General features: G+C 72.5%; 19 protein-coding genes and 1 tRNA gene. 10 read left to right on the top strand and 10 right to left on the bottom strand.

Going from position 1 to position 18,744, the window contains the following annotated elements:
• Positions 1 to 7: 7 nt before the first annotated feature.
• Both ABZ490_RS10255 and ABZ490_RS10250 read right to left on the bottom strand, forming a co-directional pair.
• Positions 8 to 598: a TetR/AcrR family transcriptional regulator gene (locus tag ABZ490_RS10255; RefSeq protein ID WP_358987201.1), complete on the bottom strand. Its 591-nt coding sequence runs from the start codon at positions 596 to 598 to the stop codon at positions 8 to 10.
• The gene (locus tag ABZ490_RS10250; protein ID WP_358987199.1) at positions 595 to 2,118 is read right to left on the bottom strand and encodes a 3-hydroxyacyl-CoA dehydrogenase; all 1,524 of its coding nucleotides are present in this window, start codon (positions 2,116 to 2,118) and stop codon (positions 595 to 597) included. The genes ABZ490_RS10255 and ABZ490_RS10250 overlap by 4 nt, the downstream gene beginning before the upstream one ends.
• Positions 2,119 to 2,277: 159 nt before the next feature.
• On the opposite strand from ABZ490_RS10250, the gene paaN reads away from it, so the two are divergent.
• Positions 2,278 to 3,987, top strand: a complete 1,710-nt coding sequence (gene paaN, locus ABZ490_RS10245; RefSeq protein ID WP_358987196.1) for a phenylacetic acid degradation protein PaaN — start codon at positions 2,278 to 2,280, stop codon at positions 3,985 to 3,987.
• Positions 3,988 to 4,009: 22 nt separating this feature from the next.
• On the opposite strand, the gene ABZ490_RS10240 is transcribed toward paaN, so the two are convergent.
• From ABZ490_RS10240 to ABZ490_RS10230, 3 genes are read right to left on the bottom strand one after another with little or no spacing between them, the layout of a single operon-like run.
• Positions 4,010 to 4,759 carry a TrmH family RNA methyltransferase gene (locus ABZ490_RS10240; protein ID WP_358987192.1) on the bottom strand — a complete coding sequence of 250 codons (750 nt, stop codon included), beginning with the start codon at positions 4,757 to 4,759 and terminating at the stop codon, positions 4,010 to 4,012.
• Positions 4,760 to 4,768: 9 nt separating this feature from the next.
• Entirely contained in the window at positions 4,769 to 5,980 is a 1,212-nt protein-coding gene (locus tag ABZ490_RS10235) for an HTTM domain-containing protein (protein WP_358987189.1), read from the bottom strand.
• Positions 5,977 to 6,792 (bottom strand): DUF5819 family protein, encoded by an 816-nt coding sequence (locus ABZ490_RS10230; protein ID WP_358987186.1) that lies wholly within the window; start codon positions 6,790 to 6,792, stop codon positions 5,977 to 5,979. Before ABZ490_RS10230 ends, ABZ490_RS10235 begins: the two co-directional genes overlap by 4 nt.
• A gap of 232 nt (positions 6,793 to 7,024) precedes the next feature.
• On the opposite strand from ABZ490_RS10230, the gene paaA reads away from it, so the two are divergent.
• The 6 genes from paaA (at position 7,025) to ABZ490_RS10200 (ending at position 11,957) form a co-directional block, all read left to right on the top strand.
• Positions 7,025 to 8,041 (top strand): 1,2-phenylacetyl-CoA epoxidase subunit PaaA, encoded by a 1,017-nt coding sequence (paaA, locus tag ABZ490_RS10225; protein ID WP_358987183.1) that lies wholly within the window; start codon positions 7,025 to 7,027, stop codon positions 8,039 to 8,041.
• A complete protein-coding gene (gene paaB / locus ABZ490_RS10220; RefSeq protein WP_358987180.1) occupies positions 8,038 to 8,325 on the top strand; it encodes a 1,2-phenylacetyl-CoA epoxidase subunit PaaB in 288 nt (95 codons plus the stop codon). Before paaA ends, paaB begins: the two co-directional genes overlap by 4 nt.
• The gene (gene paaC, locus ABZ490_RS10215; RefSeq protein WP_358987173.1) at positions 8,322 to 9,041 is read left to right on the top strand and encodes a 1,2-phenylacetyl-CoA epoxidase subunit PaaC; all 720 of its coding nucleotides are present in this window, start codon (positions 8,322 to 8,324) and stop codon (positions 9,039 to 9,041) included. Before paaB ends, paaC begins: the two co-directional genes overlap by 4 nt.
• Positions 9,035 to 9,556, top strand: a complete 522-nt coding sequence (paaD, locus tag ABZ490_RS10210; RefSeq protein ID WP_358987170.1) for a 1,2-phenylacetyl-CoA epoxidase subunit PaaD — start codon at positions 9,035 to 9,037, stop codon at positions 9,554 to 9,556. Before paaC ends, paaD begins: the two co-directional genes overlap by 7 nt.
• Positions 9,556 to 10,632, top strand: a complete 1,077-nt coding sequence (locus tag ABZ490_RS10205) for a 2Fe-2S iron-sulfur cluster-binding protein (protein WP_358987167.1) — start codon at positions 9,556 to 9,558, stop codon at positions 10,630 to 10,632. Before paaD ends, ABZ490_RS10205 begins: the two co-directional genes overlap by 1 nt.
• Before the next feature lie 140 nt (positions 10,633 to 10,772).
• Positions 10,773 to 11,957 carry an acyl-CoA dehydrogenase gene (locus ABZ490_RS10200; RefSeq protein WP_358987164.1) on the top strand — a complete coding sequence of 395 codons (1,185 nt, stop codon included), beginning with the start codon at positions 10,773 to 10,775 and terminating at the stop codon, positions 11,955 to 11,957.
• 21 nt (positions 11,958 to 11,978) lie between these two features.
• Here ABZ490_RS10200 and ABZ490_RS10195 read toward each other — a convergent pair whose 3' ends face one another.
• The 5 genes from ABZ490_RS10195 to ABZ490_RS10175 form a co-directional block, all read right to left on the bottom strand.
• Positions 11,979 to 12,308 carry a rhodanese-like domain-containing protein gene (locus ABZ490_RS10195; protein ID WP_358987411.1) on the bottom strand — a complete coding sequence of 110 codons (330 nt, stop codon included), beginning with the start codon at positions 12,306 to 12,308 and terminating at the stop codon, positions 11,979 to 11,981.
• A gap of 50 nt (positions 12,309 to 12,358) precedes the next feature.
• A complete protein-coding gene (locus ABZ490_RS10190) occupies positions 12,359 to 13,156 on the bottom strand; it encodes a hypothetical protein (protein ID WP_358987161.1) in 798 nt (265 codons plus the stop codon).
• A gap of 154 nt (positions 13,157 to 13,310) precedes the next feature.
• Positions 13,311 to 13,439 carry a hypothetical protein gene (locus ABZ490_RS10185; RefSeq protein ID WP_358987158.1) on the bottom strand — a complete coding sequence of 43 codons (129 nt, stop codon included), beginning with the start codon at positions 13,437 to 13,439 and terminating at the stop codon, positions 13,311 to 13,313.
• 16 nt (positions 13,440 to 13,455) lie between these two features.
• On the bottom strand, positions 13,456 to 14,931 hold the full coding sequence (locus ABZ490_RS10180) for a DUF2252 domain-containing protein (protein ID WP_358987155.1): 1,476 nt from the start codon (positions 14,929 to 14,931) through the stop codon (positions 13,456 to 13,458).
• Between the two features lie 198 nt (positions 14,932 to 15,129).
• A tRNA-Leu gene (locus tag ABZ490_RS10175) sits at positions 15,130 to 15,216 on the bottom strand.
• 433 nt (positions 15,217 to 15,649) lie between these two features.
• Between ABZ490_RS10175 and ABZ490_RS10170 the strand changes: the two genes are divergently transcribed.
• The 3 genes from ABZ490_RS10170 to ABZ490_RS10160 all read left to right on the top strand — a co-directional run bounded on the left by ABZ490_RS10170 (position 15,650) and on the right by ABZ490_RS10160 (position 18,736).
• Positions 15,650 to 16,519: a DUF3662 and FHA domain-containing protein gene (locus ABZ490_RS10170; protein WP_358987152.1), complete on the top strand. Its 870-nt coding sequence runs from the start codon at positions 15,650 to 15,652 to the stop codon at positions 16,517 to 16,519.
• Positions 16,520 to 16,529: 10 nt separating this feature from the next.
• Positions 16,530 to 17,048, top strand: a complete 519-nt coding sequence (locus ABZ490_RS10165) for an FHA domain-containing protein (protein WP_358987149.1) — start codon at positions 16,530 to 16,532, stop codon at positions 17,046 to 17,048.
• Between the two features lie 140 nt (positions 17,049 to 17,188).
• Positions 17,189 to 18,736: a protein phosphatase 2C domain-containing protein gene (locus ABZ490_RS10160; protein ID WP_358987146.1), complete on the top strand. Its 1,548-nt coding sequence runs from the start codon at positions 17,189 to 17,191 to the stop codon at positions 18,734 to 18,736.
• The last annotated feature ends 8 nt before the right edge of the window (positions 18,737 to 18,744 follow it).

Raw genomic sequence — 18,744 nt, 5'->3', positions numbered from 1 at the left:
GTCCGGCCTAGTGCTCGGTGCGCAGACCTGCGAAGACCAGGCGCACCACCGCGTCGGCCACGTCGGCCTCGGCCATCCCCCGGCCGCCCGGCCGGTACCACTCGACGATCGAGTTGATCATCCCGAAGACCAGTCGGGTGGCGAGCCGCACCTCCACGTCGCCGCGCACGTCCCCGTCGGCGGCGGCCGCGTTCAGCAGGTCGGCGACCCGGTGGTCGAAGTCGCGCCGCCGCTCCAGGGCCCACCGCTCGGTGTCGGTGTTGCCGCGCACCCGCAGCAGCAGGGTGACGTACGGCAGTTCGCCGATGAGGACCTCGACCATGCGCCGTACGACGTACTCCAGGCGCTCCACCGAGCGCCCCACGCGTGCGTGCTCCTCCTCCAGGATCCCGAACAGACCGTCCAGGGCGCGGCTGACGGCCCGGCGCAGCAGTTCCTCCTTGCCGGCCACATGGTGGTAGATCGACGACTTGGAGATGCCGGCCGCCCGGGAGAGGTGCTCCATGGACGTGCCGTCGTAGCCGCGCTCGTTGAAGACCTGGACGGCGACGGAGAGCAGGGTCTCCGGGGTGTACGTGTCGCGCTTGGCGGTGGTCATGAGGCGCCGCCCTCCCGCTTGTCGGTGGCGAAGGAGTGCCGGTACAGGGCGAGGGACGGCGCGTAGCGGCCCGAAGGGTCGCGGTCGTGCAGGTCGTCCAGGAGGGAGAAGGCCCACATGCGGCCGAGGCGCCGGCTCCACTCGAAGGGGCCGAGGGGGTAGTTCACCCCAAGCCGCATCGCGGTGTCGATGTCCTCCTCGGTGGCGACGCCCTTGGCGACGGCGTCGTGCGCGAGGTCGACGATCCGGGCGACCGTCCGCGCGACGATCATTCCGGGGACGTCGCCGATGACGCTGACGTCCTTGCCGAGCGCCTGGAACAGGCCGATCGCCTCGGAGAGGGTCTGCTGCGAGGTGTCCTGGGAGGCGGACAGGGCGATCCGGGTGGCCTTGCGGTAGTCGAGGGCGAGGTCGAAGTAGACGACGTCACGGAACTCCACGGAGGTCTGGCCGTCGGCGAGGGCGAGCTGGCCGCCGCCGGGCAGCACCAGCCGGGTGCCGTGGTCCTCCTCGTCCACGCGGACCTGGATGCCCGCCTCGCGGATCAGCGCGAGCACCTCGGCGGCGGGGCCCAGGTCGCCCTCGGCGAGGACGTAGGCGGGCGCCTGCTGCTTCTCGGCGGTGTGCGGCTCGGCGCTCTCCGCCCCGGCGTCGTCGCGGTAGTCGAACCAGCCGTGGCCGGTCTTGCGGCCGAGGCGGCCGGACTCGACGAGTCGGCGCTGGGCGAGCGAGGGGGTGAAGCGCACGTCCTGGAAGAAGGACTGCCACACCGAGTGCGTGACGGACTCGTTGACGTCCTGCCCGATCAGGTCGGTCAGCTCGAAGGCGCCCATCCGGAACCCGCCGGACTCGCGCAGCACCGCGTCGATGGTGGCCGGGTCGGCGCCCTGTGCCTCGTAGACCGCGAACGCCTCGGCGTAGAAGGGCCGCGCGATGCGGTTGACGATGAAGCCGGGGGTGTCGGCGCAGGCGACCGGGGTCTTGCCCCAGGAGCGCGCGGTCTCGTACGCGCGCGTGGCCGACGTGACGTCGGTGGCGTACCCGGAGACGACCTCGACCAGCGGCAGCAGCGGCGCCGGGTTGAAGAAGTGCAGGCCCACGAAACGGCCCGGGTTGCGCAGGGCGCCGCCGATGGCGGTCACCGACAGGGAGGAGGTGTTGGTGGCGAGCAGACAGTCCTCGCCGACCACGTCCTCCAGCGCGCGGAAGAGCTCCTGCTTGACGTCCAGCTGCTCCAGGACGGCCTCCACGACCAGTCCGCAGTCCGCGAGGTCGCCGAGGCTCTCCGCGGCCGTCAGACGGGCGCGGGCGATGTCCCGGTCGGAGGCGGCGAGACGGTTCTTCGACACGAGCCGGTCGAGGCGGGCGCCGATCGCGGCGGCCGCTTCCCGGGCCCGGCCGGGGACGGTGTCGAACAGCCGTACGGGGTGGCCGGCGACCAGCGCGACCTGGGCGATGCCCTGGCCCATGGTGCCGGTGCCGACGACGGCCACGGGGCTGCTGAGGTCGAGTGCTGTCATGTGCGCGATCCTCCCGCACGGGGTTTTCCACAGATGCGGCAGGCCCCCTTGTCCCGACCGATCGTTCGGTTACTCTAGCCCTGACTGGCAGTTCCTGCCCAGGTTTCCGCCAGGTCATGAGCTCGACGGAGAGTTCTCAAGACGAGGAGTTGGTCCCGCATGGCCGCCGCCGAACCGACCGCGCACCATCTGATCGCCCAGCACCGGCCCACCCTCGACCAGGCCCTGGAAGCGATCCGCACCCGCGCGTACTGGTCCCCCCACCCGGAACACCCGAAGGCCTACGGCGAGAACGGCAGCCTGGACGCGGCGGCCGGCAAGGCCGCCTTCGACGCCCTCCTGAACACCCGTCTCGACCTCGGCCAGCCCGGCACCGACGACTGGGTGGGCGAGGAGACCTCCCCCTACGGCATCGCCCTGGGCGTGACCTACCCGCACGCGGACGTGGACGTGCTGCTGCCCGCCATGACGGCCGGACAGCGCGCCTGGCGCGAGGCGGGCGCGGAGGTCCGCGCGGTGGTCTGCCTGGAGATCCTCAAGCGGATCGCCGACCGGACGCACGAGTTCGCGCACGCGGTCATGCACACCTCCGGCCAGGCGTTCATGATGGCGTTCCAGGCGGGCGGCCCGCACGCGCAGGACCGCGGTCTGGAGGCCGTGGCGTACGCGTACGCCGAACAGGTCCGCACGCCCGGCACGGCGGAGTGGAGCAAGCCCCAGGGCAAGCGCGACCCGCTCGCGATGACCAAGACCTTCACGCCCGTCCCGCGCGGCATCGCCCTGCTCGTCGGCTGCAACACCTTCCCCACGTGGAACGGCTACCCGGGCCTGTTCGCCTCCCTGGCCACCGGCAACGCGGTCCTGGTCAAGCCCCACCCGCGCGCGGTGCTGCCGCTCGCGCTGACGGTCCAGGTCGCCCGCGAGGCGCTCGCCGCGGCCGGCTTCGACCCCAACCTCGTCGCCCTGGCCGCCGAGCGTCCGGGCGAGGGCATCGCCAAGACCCTGGCGACCCGCCCCGAGATCAAGATCATCGACTACACGGGCTCGACCTCCTTCGGCGACTGGCTGGAGGCCAACGCCCGGCAGGCGCAGGTCTACACCGAGAAGGCCGGCGTCAACACGGTCGTCGTGGAGTCCACCGCCGGCTACAAGGGCATGCTCGCCAACCTGGCGTTCTCGCTGTCCCTGTACAGCGGCCAGATGTGCACCACCCCGCAGAACCTGCTGATCCCCCGGGACGGCATCCGCACCGACGAGGGCCCGAAGACCTACGACGAGGTGGTCGCCGACCTCGCCCGCTCCGTCGACGGCCTGCTCGGCGACGACGCGCGCGCGAACGCGCTGCTCGGCGCCATCGTCAACCCGGACGTCAAGGCCCGGCTGGAGGCCGCCGCCGGCCTCGGCGAGGTCGCCCTCGCCTCCCGCGAGGTGACCCACCCGGAGTTCCCGGACGCGGTCGTGCGCACCCCGGTGATCGTGAAGCTGGACGGGGCGCGGAAGTACTGGGAGGGGGCGGACGACGAGGCCGCCTACATGGGCGAGTGCTTCGGGCCGGTCTCCTTCGCCGTCGCCGTCGACTCCGCCGCGGACGCGCTGGCGCTGCTGCGGCGGACGGTGCGGGAGAAGGGGGCGATGACCGTCGGGGCGTACACGACCGACCCGGAGTTCGAGCGGGAGATCGAGGAGGTGTGTCTGGAGGAGGCGGCTCAGTTGTCGCTCAACCTCACCGGTGGGGTGTACGTCAACCAGACGGCCGCGTTCTCCGACTTCCACGGGTCGGGCGGCAACCCGGCGGCCAACTCCGCCCTGTGCGACGGGGCGTTCGTGGCGAACCGGTTCCGGGTCGTCGAAGTGCGGAGGGACGCCTGAAGGGGTGGGGGTGCCGCGCCCCTCACGAGGCGCTCTGCGCGCCGTGACTCCAGTGGTACAGCGTCATCGCCACGCTCGTCGCCAGGTTGTAGCTGGAGACCTGGGGCCGCATCGGCAGGGACAGCAGGTGGTCGGCCCGGGCGCGTAGTTCGGTGGACAGGCCGGAGCGCTCCGAGCCGAAGGCCAGCAGGGCGTCGTCGGGGAGCTTCACGCCCCGCAGGTCGTCGCCCTCGGGGTCCAGCGCGAACAGCGGGCCGGCGGGCAGCTCGGGCACCGGCAGCCGTTCCACGGCGGTCGCGAAGTGCAGCCCCGCGCCGCCGCGCACGACGGTCGGGTGCCAGGGGTCGAGCGTGCCGGTGGTGACCACACCGGTCGCCCCGAACCCGGCGGCCAGCCGGATCACCGCCCCCGCGTTGCCCAGGTTGCGCGGGTTGTCGAGGACCACCACGGGCGCGGTGCGCGGCAGCCGCGCGAGCCTCGCCAGCTGGGCGTCGCGGGCGGGCCGTACGGCCAGGGCGGCCACGGCCGTGGGATGCGGGCGCGGCACCAGCGCCGCGTACGTCGCCGCCGGGACCTCCGTCAGCAGGGCGTCCAGGGTGCCCCGTACGTCCGGGGCCAGCTCGTCGGCCAGGGCGAGCGCCGCGTGCCGGTCGGCGGTGACCGCGACCGGCACCTCCGCCCCGAAGCGCACGGCGTGCTTGAGGGCGTGGAAGCCGTCCAGCAGGACGTGCGAGTCGGTCAGGCGGTGCCAGGTGCTGACGGGGTCGGTCATGCCGGGAGCCTACGTGGGGGAGCCCACGTGGGGGGCCTCGGAGTTCTCCGGGGTGCGCTGGCGCGGCACCGGGACGCGGCCGTCGCGCGAGAACACCAGCTCCCGCGCGCGCAGCGCCCAGCCGCCGAGCCGGTGCAGGAAGGGCGTCGGCAGGAAGACCGCGTCCGCCGCGATCATCGCCAGCGAGAAGAACGGCAGGCCGAGGATCACGGCGATCGCGGCGTGCTCGGTCATCATCACCGCGAGGAGCACGTTCTTCACCCGCCGGTTGAACAGCGTGAACGGGAAGGCGACCTGCACGACGACCGTGCCGTACGTCACCAGCATCACCATCGTGCCGCTGCTCGACAGCAGGCCGCCGAGCGCGGGCCAGGGCGAGAAGTAGTCCAGGTGCAGGGGGTAGTAGACGGCGGTGCCGTCCTGCCAGCGCGAGCCCTGGATCTTGTACCAGCCGGCCGTCGCGTAGATCAGACAGGCCTCGGCCATGATCACGACCAGGGCGCCGTTGTGCAGGATGTTCCCGATCACGTCGAGCAGGATCCTGGGCTCGGCCGACCCGGTGCGGCGCCCGACGAGCCACCACAGGGCCTGCGCGGCCCAGGCCGCCCACAGGAGCGCGGGGATCGTCCACTGGCTGTGGAAGCCGCCCGTCGCCGTCACGGTGGTCAGCACGACACCGAGGACGAGCCACAGGGCGGGCCCCACCCGGTCGGTGACCCGCTCGCCCCGCGCGCGTGCCGCCTCGGTGCGGCGCGCCCGCCGCGCGTCCAGCGACCACACCCGGCCGCAGCGGGTGAACACCAGGTAGATCGACATCAGATGCAGGACGTTGTCGCCGCCGTCGCCCATGAAGACGCTGCGGTTCTGCAGCGAGAGCACGCCGACCATGAACAGCACCGACATCGTGCGGGTGCGCCAGCCCACCAGGAGCAGGGCGCTCGCGAGGACGGCGACGGCGTACACGAGCTCGAACCAGACCCGTCCGTCCGACCACATCAGCGCCGTGAACGCGCCGTTGGTGTCGATCAGCTGCCGGGCCAGGATCCAGCTCCAGGGGCCGTCGGGGCCGTAGAGCTCCGCGCGGTGAGGCAGCTCGCGCAGCAGGAACATCAGCCAGGTCGCGCTGAAGCCGATCCGGATCACGGCGCTCTGGTACGGGCCGTGCGCGGACTCGGTCACGCGCGCGATGGCGGCGGACACCGTCAGGGTGAAGCGGTTCACGAGACACCTCCGCGGGCCTCGGCGGCCGGCACCGTCCACCAGGGCAGCACCCGGTACACCGGCGTCGACGACACCTTCTCCGTGCTCCACTTCGGCGGGGTCACGTTGACGGTCCGGGAACGGACCTGGACCCGCTGGAGCGCGCCGTCCACGCCGTCCACCTGGAGGGCGCCGCCGCGCTCCAGGCGCAGCTCGACGATCCGGCGCAGATAGGTCTCGGAGAGGTCGCCGCGCAGTCCGACGGGGCGGTTGTCGGAGCCGTGGGTGGCGGTGAAGAAGTCCCAGGCGCGGCGCAGCTCGTTCTGCTGGGTGTGGCTCGGCACGATGTTGCGGTCGATGTCCCGGCCGTCCTGCGCGGACAGGTCGTACCAGCCGGTGGTGCGCGAGCGGCCGTCGGCGGTGCGGATCTCGGCGCGGACCTGGACCGCGATGTTCTGCTGGAGCGGGTTCGGCGCGAACAGCTTCCAGTTCTGTTCGAACTCCGGGTAGACCCAGTCGTCTATCGCCTTGCCGTGTGCCTTCGTCACCGTGTTCGACGGCGCGACGTGCAGGAACACCATGCCCAGGTGCACACAGACGGCGACGGCGACGACGGCGAGCGCCAGCGCGGCGCCTATCTGGTAGCGGGGCGAGAGCGCGGCCACACCGGTACGGGGCTCGGGCGGCGGCGGGTCGTCGCGGGGCGGGTCGTCCGGGGGCGGGGCGCCCAGCGGCGCGGCGGCCGCCGGCGGAGGAACCGGGGTCCCCGCCTCCGGTGCCTCCGCCGCGCCCGGGCCCCCTGCGGCGTCAGGCCCTTTGTCGTACGCGTCCATTCCGCCCCGTTCCCCGATCCCGGTCGACTTCCCGTGCCTGCTGCGTCGCGCAATCGCGAACGGTACTCAGCCCCACCCGCTCGGCGCAGCCCCTCCCCGCCCGCAGGTTATCCACAGCGGTTGACACCTTACGACGGCCGCCCCACCATGGAATGGCGCAGACCGAACGATCGGTCGGGAGCGATCCGGGCGGACGGTCCGGAGGACAGCCGGGAAGACAGAGGGGGACCTCATGGCGACAGCCACCGCGCCCCGCGCGGCCGACGACGAGGCGTACCAGCGCACCTTCGACGCCGCCGTCGCCGCCGACGAACGCATCGAGCCCCGCGACTGGATGCCCGACGCCTACCGCGCGACGCTGGTGCGGCAGATCGCCCAGCACGCCCACTCCGAGATCATCGGCATGCAGCCCGAGGCCAACTGGATCACCCGCGCGCCCTCCCTGCGCCGCAAGGCCATCCTGATGGCCAAGGTCCAGGACGAGGCCGGGCACGGGCTCTACCTCTACAGCGCCGCCGAAACGCTCGGCGTCGGCCGCGACGAGCTCCTCGACAAGCTCCACTCCGGCCGCCAGAAGTACTCCTCGATCTTCAACTACCCCACGCTGACCTGGGCGGACGTCGGCGCGATCGGCTGGCTCGTGGACGGCGCCGCGATCACCAACCAGGTCCCCCTGTGCCGCTGCTCCTACGGGCCGTACGCCCGCGCGATGGTCCGCATCTGCAAGGAGGAGTCCTTCCACCAGCGCCAGGGGTACGAACTGCTGCTGGCCCTGAGCCGCGGCACCCCCGGGCAGCACGCGATGGCGCAGGACGCGGTGGACCGCTGGTGGTGGCCCTCGCTGATGATGTTCGGCCCGCCCGACGACGAGTCCGCGCACTCCGCGCAGTCCACGGCCTGGAAGATCAAGCGGCACTCCAACGACGAACTGCGCCAGCGCTTCGTCGACATCTGCGTCCCGCAGGCGGAGTCCCTCGGCCTCACCCTCCCCGACCCGGACCTGCGGTGGAACGAGGAGCGGGGGCACCACGACTTCGGCCCGATCGACTGGACGGAGTTCAAGGAGGTCATCAAGGGCAACGGGCCCTGCAACGAACAGCGGATCACCCAGCGCCGGCGCGCCCATGACGAGGGCGCGTGGGTCAGGGAGGCCGCCGCCGCCCACGCGGCGCGGCACAGCGGTGCGACGGCCGCGCACACCGGCACGAGCACGCACGCGAGCACGCGGAAGGAAGAGGGACGGGCATGACGCACACCGACTGGCCGCTGTGGGAGGTCTTCGTGCGCTCACGGCGCGGCCTCTCCCACACCCACGCCGGCAGCCTGCACGCGCCGGACGCGGAGTTCGCCCTGCGCAACGCCCGCGATCTGTACACCCGGCGCGGCGAGGGCGTCTCCCTCTGGGTCGTGCCGTCCTCGGCGATCACCGCCTCCTCGCCGGACGAGAAGGACCCGTTCTTCGAACCGTCCGCCGACAAGCCCTACCGGCATCCGACCTTCTACGAGATCCCGGACGGGGTGCAGCACCTGTGACCGCGACCGTCCCGGTGACCGCCGCCCTCGCCCTCGGCGACGACGCCCTGGTCCTCTCCCACCGCCTCGGCGAGTGGATGGGCCACGCGCCCGTGCTGGAGGAGGAGGTCGCCCTCGCCAACATCGCCCTCGATCTGCTGGGCCAGGCCCGCGTCCTGCTGTCCATGGCCGGTGACGAGGACGACCTCGCCTATCTGCGGGAGGAGCGCGCCTTCCGCAACCTCCAGCTCGTCGAGCAGCCGAACGGCGACTTCGCCCACACCATCGCCCGCCAGCTGTACTTCTCGACGTACCAGCACCTGCTGTACGGCGAACTGGCCGCCGGTGACGGTCCGTTCACCGGGCTCGCCGCCAAGGCCGTCAAGGAGACCGCGTACCACCGCGACCACGCCGAGCAGTGGACCCTGCGGCTCGGCGACGGCACCGACCTCAGCCATGAGCGGATGCGCACGGCGTGCACCGCGCTGTGGCGGTTCACCGGCGAGATGTTCCAGCCCGTGGAGGGGCTCGGCACTGACCCCGCAACGCTGCGGGCGCCCTGGCTGGAGGCGGTCGGCGCGGTGCTGCGGCGGGCCGGCCTCGCGGTTCCCGAGGGAGCGCAGTCCGGCGCCTGGACGGCCGGCGCGGGCCGGCAGGGCCTGCACACCGAACCGTTCGGCCGGATGCTCGCCGAGATGCAGCACCTGCACCGCAGCCACCCGGGGGCGTCATGGTGACGGCCACCGCCCTGGAGGCGGAGCTGCTCGCGCTGGCCGGCTCGGTGCCGGACCCGGAGCTGCCGGTGCTGACCCTGAGCGAGCTGGGCGTGGTGCGGGGCGTACACGTCCAGGACGCCGGCGCGGTCGAGGTCGAGCTGACCCCGACGTACACCGGCTGCCCGGCGATCGAGACGATGGCCGCCGACATCCGCCGGGCGCTGCGCGGGCACGGCGTCCAGGACGTCACCGTGCGCACGGTGCTGGCCCCGGCCTGGTCGACGGACGACATCACCGACGAAGGCCGCCGCAAGCTGCGGGAGTTCGGCATAGCGCCGCCCCGGACCACCCGGGGGACCGGCCCGGTCGCGCTCGCCCTGGGCCCCACCAGGACGCTCGACGAGGACCCGGTGCGCTGCCCGCACTGCGGCTCCGCCGACACCGAGCTGCTCAGCCGGTTCTCCTCCACCGCCTGCAAGGCGCTGCGCCGCTGTCTGGCCTGCCGTGAACCCTTCGACCACTTCAAGGAGTTGTGATGGCCCGAGCCGTGACGGCCCGTTTCCACCCGCTCCCGGTGGCCGCGGTGGACCGGCTCACCGACGACTCCGTCGCCCTCACCCTCACCGTCCCCGAAGCCCTGCGCGAGGAGTACCGGCACGCGGCCGGACAGCATCTCGCGCTGCGGCGCACGGCCGACGGCACCGAGATCCGGCGGACGTACTCGATCTGCTCGGCCGCCCCCGACCCGGCCGGCGAGGGACCGCGCACCCTGCGGGTGGGCGTGCGCCTCGTGGAGGGCGGCGTCTTCTCGACGTACGCGCTGAAGGAGATCGGCGTCGGTGACGAGCTGGAGGTGATGACCCCGGCGGGCCGGTTCACGCTCGACCCGGCTCCCGGGCTGTACGCGGCGATCGTGGGCGGCAGCGGCATCACCCCCGTGCTGTCGATCGTCTCGACCCTGCTGGCGCGTGAACCCGGCGCCCGGTTCTGTCTGATCCGCGGCGACCGTACGGCCGCGTCGACGATGTTCCTGGAGGAGGTGGCCGACCTCAAGGACCGCCATCCCGAGCGGCTCCAGCTGGTCACCGTGCTCTCGCGGGAGGAGCAGCAGGCGGGACTGCCGTCCGGACGGCTGGACCGGGAGCGGCTGACCGGGCTGCTGCCGGCGCTGCTGCCGGTGGCGGACGTGGCGGGCTGGTTCCTGTGCGGGCCGTTCGGGCTGGTGCAGGGCGCCGAGCGCACCCTGCGCGAGCTGGGGGTGGCCCGCTCCCGGATCCACGAGGAGATCTTCCACGTCGACGAGGCGGCACCCCCCGCCCGCGCGTCGGCGCCCGCGCACGCCACGGTGACGGCCCGGCTCGACGGCCGGGGCGGCAGCTGGCCCGTGCGGGACGGGGAGTCGGTGCTGGACACCGTGCTGCGCAACCGGCCCGACGCGCCCTACGCCTGCAAGGGCGGGGTGTGCGGGACCTGCCGGGCCTTCCTGGTCTCCGGTGAGGTGCGCATGGACCGCAACTTCGCGCTGGAGCCGGAGGAGACGGAGGCCGGATATGTGCTGGCCTGCCAGTCGCATCCGGTGACGGAGACGGTGGAGGTGGACTTCGACCGGTGAGGTGAGAGTGCGCGCGCCCTGTGGGACCCGCCGCGGGCGTTCCCTTCTTCTAGAACCTGTTCTATCTTGACGGACCGTCAGATCCGGTCGGAGCCATCGGAGTTCCGCCGGATCAGCCGACCCCTCGGAGAGGACAGGCCGTGGACTTCACCTTCAGCGAGGAGCAGCAGGCGGCGGCCGAGGCGGCCCGCGGGGTCTTCGCCGGGGTCGCGCCCGACGCCGTGCCGAGCCCCGCGCTCACCCAGGGCCGCCCGGTGGCCGACGGCTTCGACCGGGCCCTGTGGGACCGGCTCGCCTCGGCGGACCTGCTGAGCCTGCTGCTCGACGAGGAGTACGGCGGGGCCGGACTGGACGCCGTGGCGCTGTGTCTGGTCCTGCGGGAGGCCGGCAAGGTGCTGGCGCGGGTGCCGCTGCTGGAGAACACCGCGGCCGCCGCGGCCGTACAGGCCTACGGCGGACCGGAGTTGCGGGCCGAGCTGCTCGCGTCGGCGGGGCGGGGCGAGACCGTGCTGACGGTCGCCTCGCACGGCCGTACCGGCCACGACGCGGCCGAACTCGCGGTGACCGCCCGGCAGGACGGCCCGGGCGGCGCGGACGGCCAGGACGGCGGTGACTGGATCCTGGACGGGGTGCAGACGACGGTGCCCTGGGCCCATGACGCCGACTACGTCCTCGTCCCGGCGCGCGTCGGCGACGACCGCGACGACCGCGATGTCCACGACATCCTCGCCGTGGTCGCCCGGGAGCAGGAGGGGGTCGTCCTCGGCGAGCAGATCTCCACCACCGGGGAGCGGCTCGGCGAACTGCGGCTGGAGTCGGTGCGGATCCCGGCCCGGTACGTCCTCACCGCCGAGGGCGCCGGGGAGTGGCTGCGGCAGCTGCTGGCCACCGGAACCTGTGCGCTGGCGCTCGGACTGGGGGACCGGGTCCTCGGGATGACCGGTGACTACGCGAGCAAGCGCGAGCAGTTCGGGCACCCGATCGCCACCTTCCAGGCCGTCGCCGTACAGGCCGCCGACCGCTACATCGATCTGCGCGCCATGGAGGTCACCCTGTGGCAGGCCGCCTGGCGGATCGCCTCCGGGGCGCCGGGCGCCCTGCCCGCCTCCGGCGATGTCGCCGTGGCCAAGATCTGGGCCTCGGAAGGGGTACGGCGGATCGTGCAGACGGCACAGCATCTGCACGGCGGGTTCGGTGCCGACGTCGACTACCCGCTGCACCGCTACCACGCCTGGGCGAAGCATCTGGAGCTGTCGCTCGGACCGGCCGCGGCGCACGAGGAGACCTTGGGCGACCTGCTGGCCGCCCATCCGCTCGTCGGCTGAAGGCTCCGGCTGACCGTCAGGTCAGAGAACGGCCCCCGGCTGTCCCCCGTCCGTCACCACGGGACGGCCAAGGGCCTGCCAGAACTGCATGCCGCCGTCGACGTTGACCGCGTCGATGCCCTGCTGGACGAGGTACATCGTGACCTGCGCCGAGCGACCGCCGGACCGGCAGATCACATGGACGCGCCCGTCCTGCGGGGCCGCCTCGGTCAGCTCGCCGTAGCGGGCGACGAACTCGCTGATGGGAATGTGCAGCGCGCCTTCGGCGTGACCCGCCTGCCACTCGTCGTCCTCACGGACGTCCAGCAGGAAGTCGCCGTCCCCGACCTCGCCGACCTCGACCGTGGGCACCCCAGCTCCAAAACTCATGCCCCCGACGCTACCCGACGCGACAGGACCGGTTACCCCACGAGCCCCGCGAGCTCCGCCTCCTTCTTGGCGACGTCCGCGAGCAGCTGCTCGGCGATCTCGTCCAGCAGGCGGTCGGGGTCGTCCGGGGCCATCTTCAGCATGGAGCCGATGGCGCTGTCCTCCAGGTTCCGGGCGACCAGTGCCAGCAGCTCCTTGCGCTCGGCGAGCCACTCCAGCCGGGCGTAGAGCTCCTCGCTGGGCGTCGGGCGGCGCTCGGCGGGCGGCGGGCCCGCGGCCCACTCCTCGGCCAGCTCGCGCAGCGCGGTCTCGTCCCCGCGGGCGTAGGCGGCGTTGACGCGGGTGATGAACTCCTCGCGCCGGGCCCGCTCCTGGTCCTCCTGGGCCAGGTCGGGGTGGGCCTTGCGGGCCAGCTCGCGGTAGAGCTTGCGGGCCTCCTCGCTGGGCCGCACCCGCTCCGGGGGCCGTACCGGCTGCTCCGTGAGCATCGCCACGGCCTCGGGGTAGAGTCCGTCGCCGTCCATCCAGCCGTGGAACAGCTCCTCGACCCCCGGCATCGGCTGCACCCGGGCCCGCGCCTCCTGTGCCTGGCGCAGGTCCTCGGGGTCGCCGGAACGGGCCGCCCTGGCCTCGGCGATCTGCGCGTCCAGCTCGTCGAGCCGGGTGTACATGGGGCCGAGTTTCTGGTGGTGGAGCCGCGAGAAGTTCTCGACCTCGACGCGGAAGGTCTCCACCGCGATCTCGAACTCGATCAACGCCTGCTCGGCGGCCCGCACGGCCTGCTCCAGCCGCTCCTCGGGCCGCGACTGCTCAGCTTCGGGGGTCGTCACCCGACCAGCGTAGGCCAAGCCCGCACGACCCGAGGCGGCTCACCGCCCCCGACCGGCTACGACAGGGCCGGCGGACGGGCCGTGGGCCGGTGGTCGTTCTTCCAGTCCGCGCACACCCCGGCGAGCCCGTCGTCCTCACAGCGCAGGCCCACGGTCACCCAGCGCACCCCGCCGCCCCCGGTGGCAGCCGTTCCGCCGGCTCGGGGAGCCGCTCCAGATAGGGCCGGGGGTCGATGACCCCGGTCGGGCCCCCGGCCTCGCCGTCGAGATCCACGTACCTCACCGGGGCGTCACCCTTCTCACACCCCCGTCTCCGCCGCGATCCGTCCCGCCCGTACCGCCGTCACCAGGTCGCCGTGGTCGGCCTCCGTGCGGTCGGCGTAGGCGACGGCGAAGGCGGCGATCGCCTCGTCGAGTTCCTCGTTCTTGCCGCAGTAGCCGGCGATCAGCCGCGGGTCGGCGCTGTGGGAGTGGGCGCGGGCCAGCAGGGCGCCGGTCATCCGCCCGTAGTCGTCGACCTGGTCGGCGGCGAGCGCGGCCGGGTCGACACTGCCCTTGCGGTTGCGGAACTGCCGTACCTGGAAGGGCCGGCCCTCGACGGTCGTCCAGCCCAGCAGGATGTCGCTGACGACCTGCATCCGCTTCTGGCCGAGCACCACCCGGCGGCCCTCGTGGTCCTCGTCCGGCACCTCGAAACCGGCCGTCCGCAGATGCGGCACCAGGGCCGAGACGCGCGCCTCCTTCACCTGGAGGATCAGCGGCTCGCCCCGGTGGTCCAGGAGCAGGACGACATACGAGCGGGTACCGACGCTGCCCGTGCCGACGACCCGGAAGGCGACGTCGTGCACCGCGTGCCGGGACAGCAGCGGGTGGCGGTCCTCGGAGAGGGTGGCCAGGTAGGGCTCCAGGGAGAGGGCCACCGCCGCGGCCTCCTCGTCCGGGATCCGGCGCAGCACCGGCGGCGCGTCGACGAAGCGGCGGCCGCCGTCCTCGGTGCGGGCGGTCGACTTCGCCGCGAACCGCCCGCTGGTGTTGGCCCGCGCCTTCTCCGAGACCCGCTCCAGCGTGCCCACCAGGTCGTGGGCGTCGGTGTGGGAGACCAACTCCTCGTCGGCGATCGCGTTCCAGGCGTCCAGCACGGGCAGCCGGGCCAGCAGCCGCATGGTGCGGCGGTAGGAGCCGGCCGCGCCATGGGCGGCCTGGCGGCAGGTGTCCTCGTCGGCGCCGGCCTCCCGGCCCGCGAGCACCAGGGAGGCGGCGAGCCGCTTGAGGTCCCACTCCCAGGGGCCGTGGACCGTCTCGTCGAAGTCGTTGAGGTCGATGACGAGCCCGCCGCGGGCGTCCCCGTACAGACCGAAGTTGGCCGCGTGGGCGTCACCGCAGATCTGGGCGCCGATCCGGGTCATCGGGGTGCGGGCGAGGTCATGGGCCATGAGACCGGCCGAACCGCGCAGGAACGCGAACGGAGTGGCCGCCATCCGTCCGACCCGTATGGGCGTCAGCTCCGCGATACGGCCCTGGTTGGACTCCTCGACCGCCGTCACCGCGTCCGGGCGGGCGGCGTCCAGGTCGAGCAGGGCGTGCGAGGACCGCGCTACCGCGTCCCGCAGCGCCTTGCCCCGCTCCTTCGGCGCGCGAGCCCCGGCGCCCTCGACGGACCCGGCCCCCGCCGCGACCCCGGCCGCCGCCTCCGCCGCGAACCGCCCGGCGAATCCCCGCACGTGAGGAAGTCTGCGCGCCCCGCCCGCAACTGCCCCCGACCCGGCCTCGGTCACGGTGACCGCCTCCCCCGCATATCCGTATATCCGTACACGTCGATCAATTCGAGCCGACCGTACCGCCCGTGGCCTGCGTCACGGCAGCCCTGTTTCACGTGAAACCACGGAGATCGACAGCCTGAGACGTTCCTCACACACGGTGAGCGGCTCCGAACGCGCGGAAGCCCCCAGGTCCGAGACCTGGGGGCTTCCGTCTGGTGCGCGAGGGGGGAGTTGAACCCCCACGCCCTTGCGGGCACTGGAACCTGAATCCAGCGCGTCTGCCTATTCCGCCACCCGCGCATTGAGTGTGTCCTCCGGCTTCGGGCTTTTCACCCCGGCGCCTTCCGACATGCAGAACACTAGCACGGTGACCAGGGTGCGTTCACATCCCTTATCCGGGGCACAGGTCCCCTGGGAGACCGACGGCAACCTCGTACGTCTCGGCGGTGACTGGTTCACGTATCAACCTCGTACCTATGGCGTCCGTCTCCCCGGGAGCAGGACGAGGTCCACAGTCGGGTGCGGGACACTGGTCCTCGGCCGCCTCTACGATCCTGGGCAGAAAACCGGTACGGAAGCAGGTACGGAGACAGGTGAGGACGAGCGCGTCGACACCCGTCGACGGGGCCGACAGGGGGAACCAGCCGATTCACCGGCGCGTGGATACGATCAGTAAGCAGTACCAGGTAGGCAGCAGGACACGGGACGCAGGTCACGACGGAGGAGGTGCCCCATGGGAGTCCTGAAGAAGTTCGAGCAGCGTCTCGAGGGTCTGGTCAACGGCACCTTCGCCAAGGTCTTCAAGTCCGAGGTCCAGCCCGTGGAGATCGCCGGCGCGCTCCAGCGCGAGTGCGACAACAACGCGACGATCTGGAACCGCGACCGGACCGTCGTCCCCAACGACTTCATCGTGGAGCTGAGCGCGCCGGACCACGAGCGCCTCAGCCCCTACTCCGGCCAGCTCGGCGACGAGCTCGCCGGCATGGTGCGCGACTACGCCAAGCAGCAGCGCTACACCTTCATGGGACCGATCAAGGTCAACCTGGAGAAGGCGGACGACCTCGACACCGGCCTGTACCGGGTGCGCAGCCGTACGCTCGCCTCCTCCAGCAGCCAGGCCGCCGCGGGCGCGCCCGGCGGCGGCGGCCCGGCCCAGCGGCCCGGTGGCTACGGCTACCCGCCCGCCGGCGGCACCGCCGCTCCCCCCATGCCGTCCGCGCCCCCGCCGGCCGCCGGCGGTTACGGCTATCCGCCCGCCGCCGGTGCCCAGCGCCCCGGCGCCGCGGGCGGCGGCCTCGCCGGCGCGCCCGCGCCCGGCTCGCGTACCCGCCACTGGGTCGAGATCAACGGCACCCGCCACCAGATCTCCCGCGGCACCCTCGTCCTGGGCCGCTCCACCGAGGCCGACGTACGGATCGACGACCCCGGCGTGTCCCGCCGGCACTGCGAGATCCGGACCGGTTCGCCCTCGACGATCCAGGATCTCGGATCCACCAACGGCATCGTGGTGGACGGGCAGCACACCACCCGCGCTACGCTCCGCGACGGCTCGCGGATCGTCGTGGGCAGCACCACCGTTATCTATAGGCAAGCCGAAGGGTGAAGCGGGGGCAATGTCAGAGCTGACCCTCACGGTCATGCGGCTGGGTTTCCTGGCCGTACTGTGGCTGTTCGTGATCGTGGCCGTACAGGTCATCCGCAGCGACCTGTTCGGTACGCGCGTCACCCAGCGCGGCTCGCGACGGGAAGCCGGACGACCGCAGCAGGCACAGCGCCAGCAGGCGCCCCCGCAGCAGCGCCAGCAGCCCGCCGCTTCCAGCGGCCGCCGGGGCCGTAACGCCCCGACCAAACTCGTCGTGTCCGAGGGCATCCTCACCGGCACGACCGTCGCGCTGCAGGGCCAGACCATCACCCTGGGCCGCGCGCACGACAGCACGATCGTGCTGGACGACGACTACGCCTCCAGCCGTCATGCCAGGATCTACCCGGACCGCGACGGCCAGTGGATCGTCGAGGACCTGGGCTCCACCAATGGCACGTACCTCGACCGAACGCGGTTGACGACCCCCACGCCGATCCCGCTGGGCGCGCCGATCCGTATCGGCAAGACCGTCATCGAGCTGCGGAAGTAGTGCTACATCATGACTGAGCGCGAGCGGAGCGAGCACGCCAGGGCGGCCGGCACCCCGGTCCCGGGCGCGCTCCCGACCGGAGGGTGGGCAGTGTGGCTCGACACGACCGGCTGTACCCGGGGCCGACGGGCGAGGTGGGCATGAGTCTGTCACTGCGTTTCGCCGCCGGATCGCACAAGGGCATGATCCGCGAGGGCAACGAGGACTCGGGGTACGCCGGTCCCCGTCTGCTCGCCATCGCCGACGGCATGGGCGGCGCCGCCGCCGGTGAGGTCGCCTCCTCCGAGGCCATCTCCACCATCGTCGCCCTCGACGACGACGTGCCCGGCTCCGACGTCCTCACCTCCCTCGGCACCTACGTCCAGCGCGCCAACGACCAGCTGCGCTCCCTGGTCGAGGAGGACCCCCAGCTCGAAGGCATGGGGACCACCCTGACCGCCCTGCTGTGGACGGGCCAGCGCCTCGGTCTGGTGCACGTCGGCGACTCGCGCGCCTACCTGCTCCGGGACGGCGTACTGACCCAGATCACCCAGGACCACACCTGGGTGCAGCGGCTGGTCGACGAGGGCCGCATCACCGAGGAAGAGGCCACCACCCACCCCCAGCGCTCCCTGCTGATGCGGGCGCTCGGCAGCGGCGAGCACGTCGAGCCCGATCTGTCGATCCGTGAGGTCCGGGCCGGCGACCGCTATCTGATCTGCTCCGACGGACTGTCCGGGGTGGTCTCCCACCAGACCCTCGAGGACACCCTCGCCAGCTACCAGGGCCCGCAGGAGACCGTGGGGGAGCTGATCCAGCTCGCGCTGCGCGGCGGCGGCCCCGACAACATCACCGTCATCGTCGCCGACGTCCTCGACCTGGACACCGGCGACACCCTCGCCGGACAGCTCTCCGACACCCCGGTCGTGGTCGGCGCGGTCGCCGAGACCCAGCACCAGCTGCACGACAACGGCATCATGCAGACCCCGGCCGGCCGTGCCTCGAACCTCGGCCGCAGGCGCCACGCGGGCGGCGGGGGCGGCGAGTTCGGCCCGCCCGGCTCCGGCGGCGACATCACCGGCTTCATCCCCACCGACGGCTTCGGGGAGTACACCGACGACGACTTCGTCAAGCCGCGCAAGGGCCGCAGGTGGCTGAAGAGATCCTTCTACAGCGTCCTCACCCTCGCCGTGATCGGCGGGGGTCTCTACGGCGGCTGGCGCTGGACGCAGACGCAGTACTACGTCGGCACCAACGGCGAGCACCTCGCGCTGTACCGGGGCATCAGCCAGGACCTGGCCTGGGTCTCGCTCTCGAAGGTGGAGAAGGACCACCCCGAGATCGAACTCAAGTACCTCCCGGAGTACCAGCAGAAGCAGGTCCAGGCCACGATCCCCGAGGGCAGCCTGAGCAGCGCCCAGAAGAAGATCGAGGAACTGTCGGTCCAGGCGTCCGCGTGCCAGAAGCAGACGCAGGCCGACGCCGCCAAGGCCACGGCCAGTTCGAAGACCGGCTCCGGCCGGACCGGCGGCGGCACGGGAACCACCCCCGTGTCCCTCACGTCCAAGGCTTCACCGAGCCCGACCCCGAACCCGAGCAAGCCGTCGGGTTCGTCGTCCCCGTCCCCGTCCGCGACCGCCACTCCCAGCCCCGGCCCCACTCTCTCGGAGGAAGAGCAGAAGGTCGTCTCGCGGTGCGGTGAGCAGTAGGCAAGCCG

This window comes from Streptomyces sp. NPDC005811, assembly GCF_040630405.1.
Taxonomy (GTDB): domain Bacteria; phylum Actinomycetota; class Actinomycetes; order Streptomycetales; family Streptomycetaceae; genus Streptomyces.
The sequence above is the reverse complement of the archived record's forward strand: the minus strand, read 5'-3'. Positions and strand labels throughout refer to the sequence as shown.

Coding starts and splice junctions, on each gene's coding strand:
- ABZ490_RS10255 (WP_358987201.1), bottom strand. CDS start 598: ATGACCACCGCCAAGCGCGACACGTACACCCCGGAGACCCTGCTCTCC.
- ABZ490_RS10250 (WP_358987199.1), bottom strand. CDS start 2,118: ATGACAGCACTCGACCTCAGCAGCCCCGTGGCCGTCGTCGGCACCGGC.
- paaN (WP_358987196.1), top strand. CDS start 2,278: ATGGCCGCCGCCGAACCGACCGCGCACCATCTGATCGCCCAGCACCGG.
- ABZ490_RS10240 (WP_358987192.1), bottom strand. CDS start 4,759: ATGACCGACCCCGTCAGCACCTGGCACCGCCTGACCGACTCGCACGTC.
- ABZ490_RS10230 (WP_358987186.1), bottom strand. CDS start 6,792: ATGGACGCGTACGACAAAGGGCCTGACGCCGCAGGGGGCCCGGGCGCG.
- paaA (WP_358987183.1), top strand. CDS start 7,025: ATGGCGACAGCCACCGCGCCCCGCGCGGCCGACGACGAGGCGTACCAG.
- paaB (WP_358987180.1), top strand. CDS start 8,038: ATGACGCACACCGACTGGCCGCTGTGGGAGGTCTTCGTGCGCTCACGG.
- paaD (WP_358987170.1), top strand. CDS start 9,035: ATGGTGACGGCCACCGCCCTGGAGGCGGAGCTGCTCGCGCTGGCCGGC.
- ABZ490_RS10205 (WP_358987167.1), top strand. CDS start 9,556: ATGGCCCGAGCCGTGACGGCCCGTTTCCACCCGCTCCCGGTGGCCGCG.
- ABZ490_RS10170 (WP_358987152.1), top strand. CDS start 15,650: ATGGGAGTCCTGAAGAAGTTCGAGCAGCGTCTCGAGGGTCTGGTCAAC.
- ABZ490_RS10165 (WP_358987149.1), top strand. CDS start 16,530: ATGTCAGAGCTGACCCTCACGGTCATGCGGCTGGGTTTCCTGGCCGTA.
- ABZ490_RS10160 (WP_358987146.1), top strand. CDS start 17,189: ATGAGTCTGTCACTGCGTTTCGCCGCCGGATCGCACAAGGGCATGATC.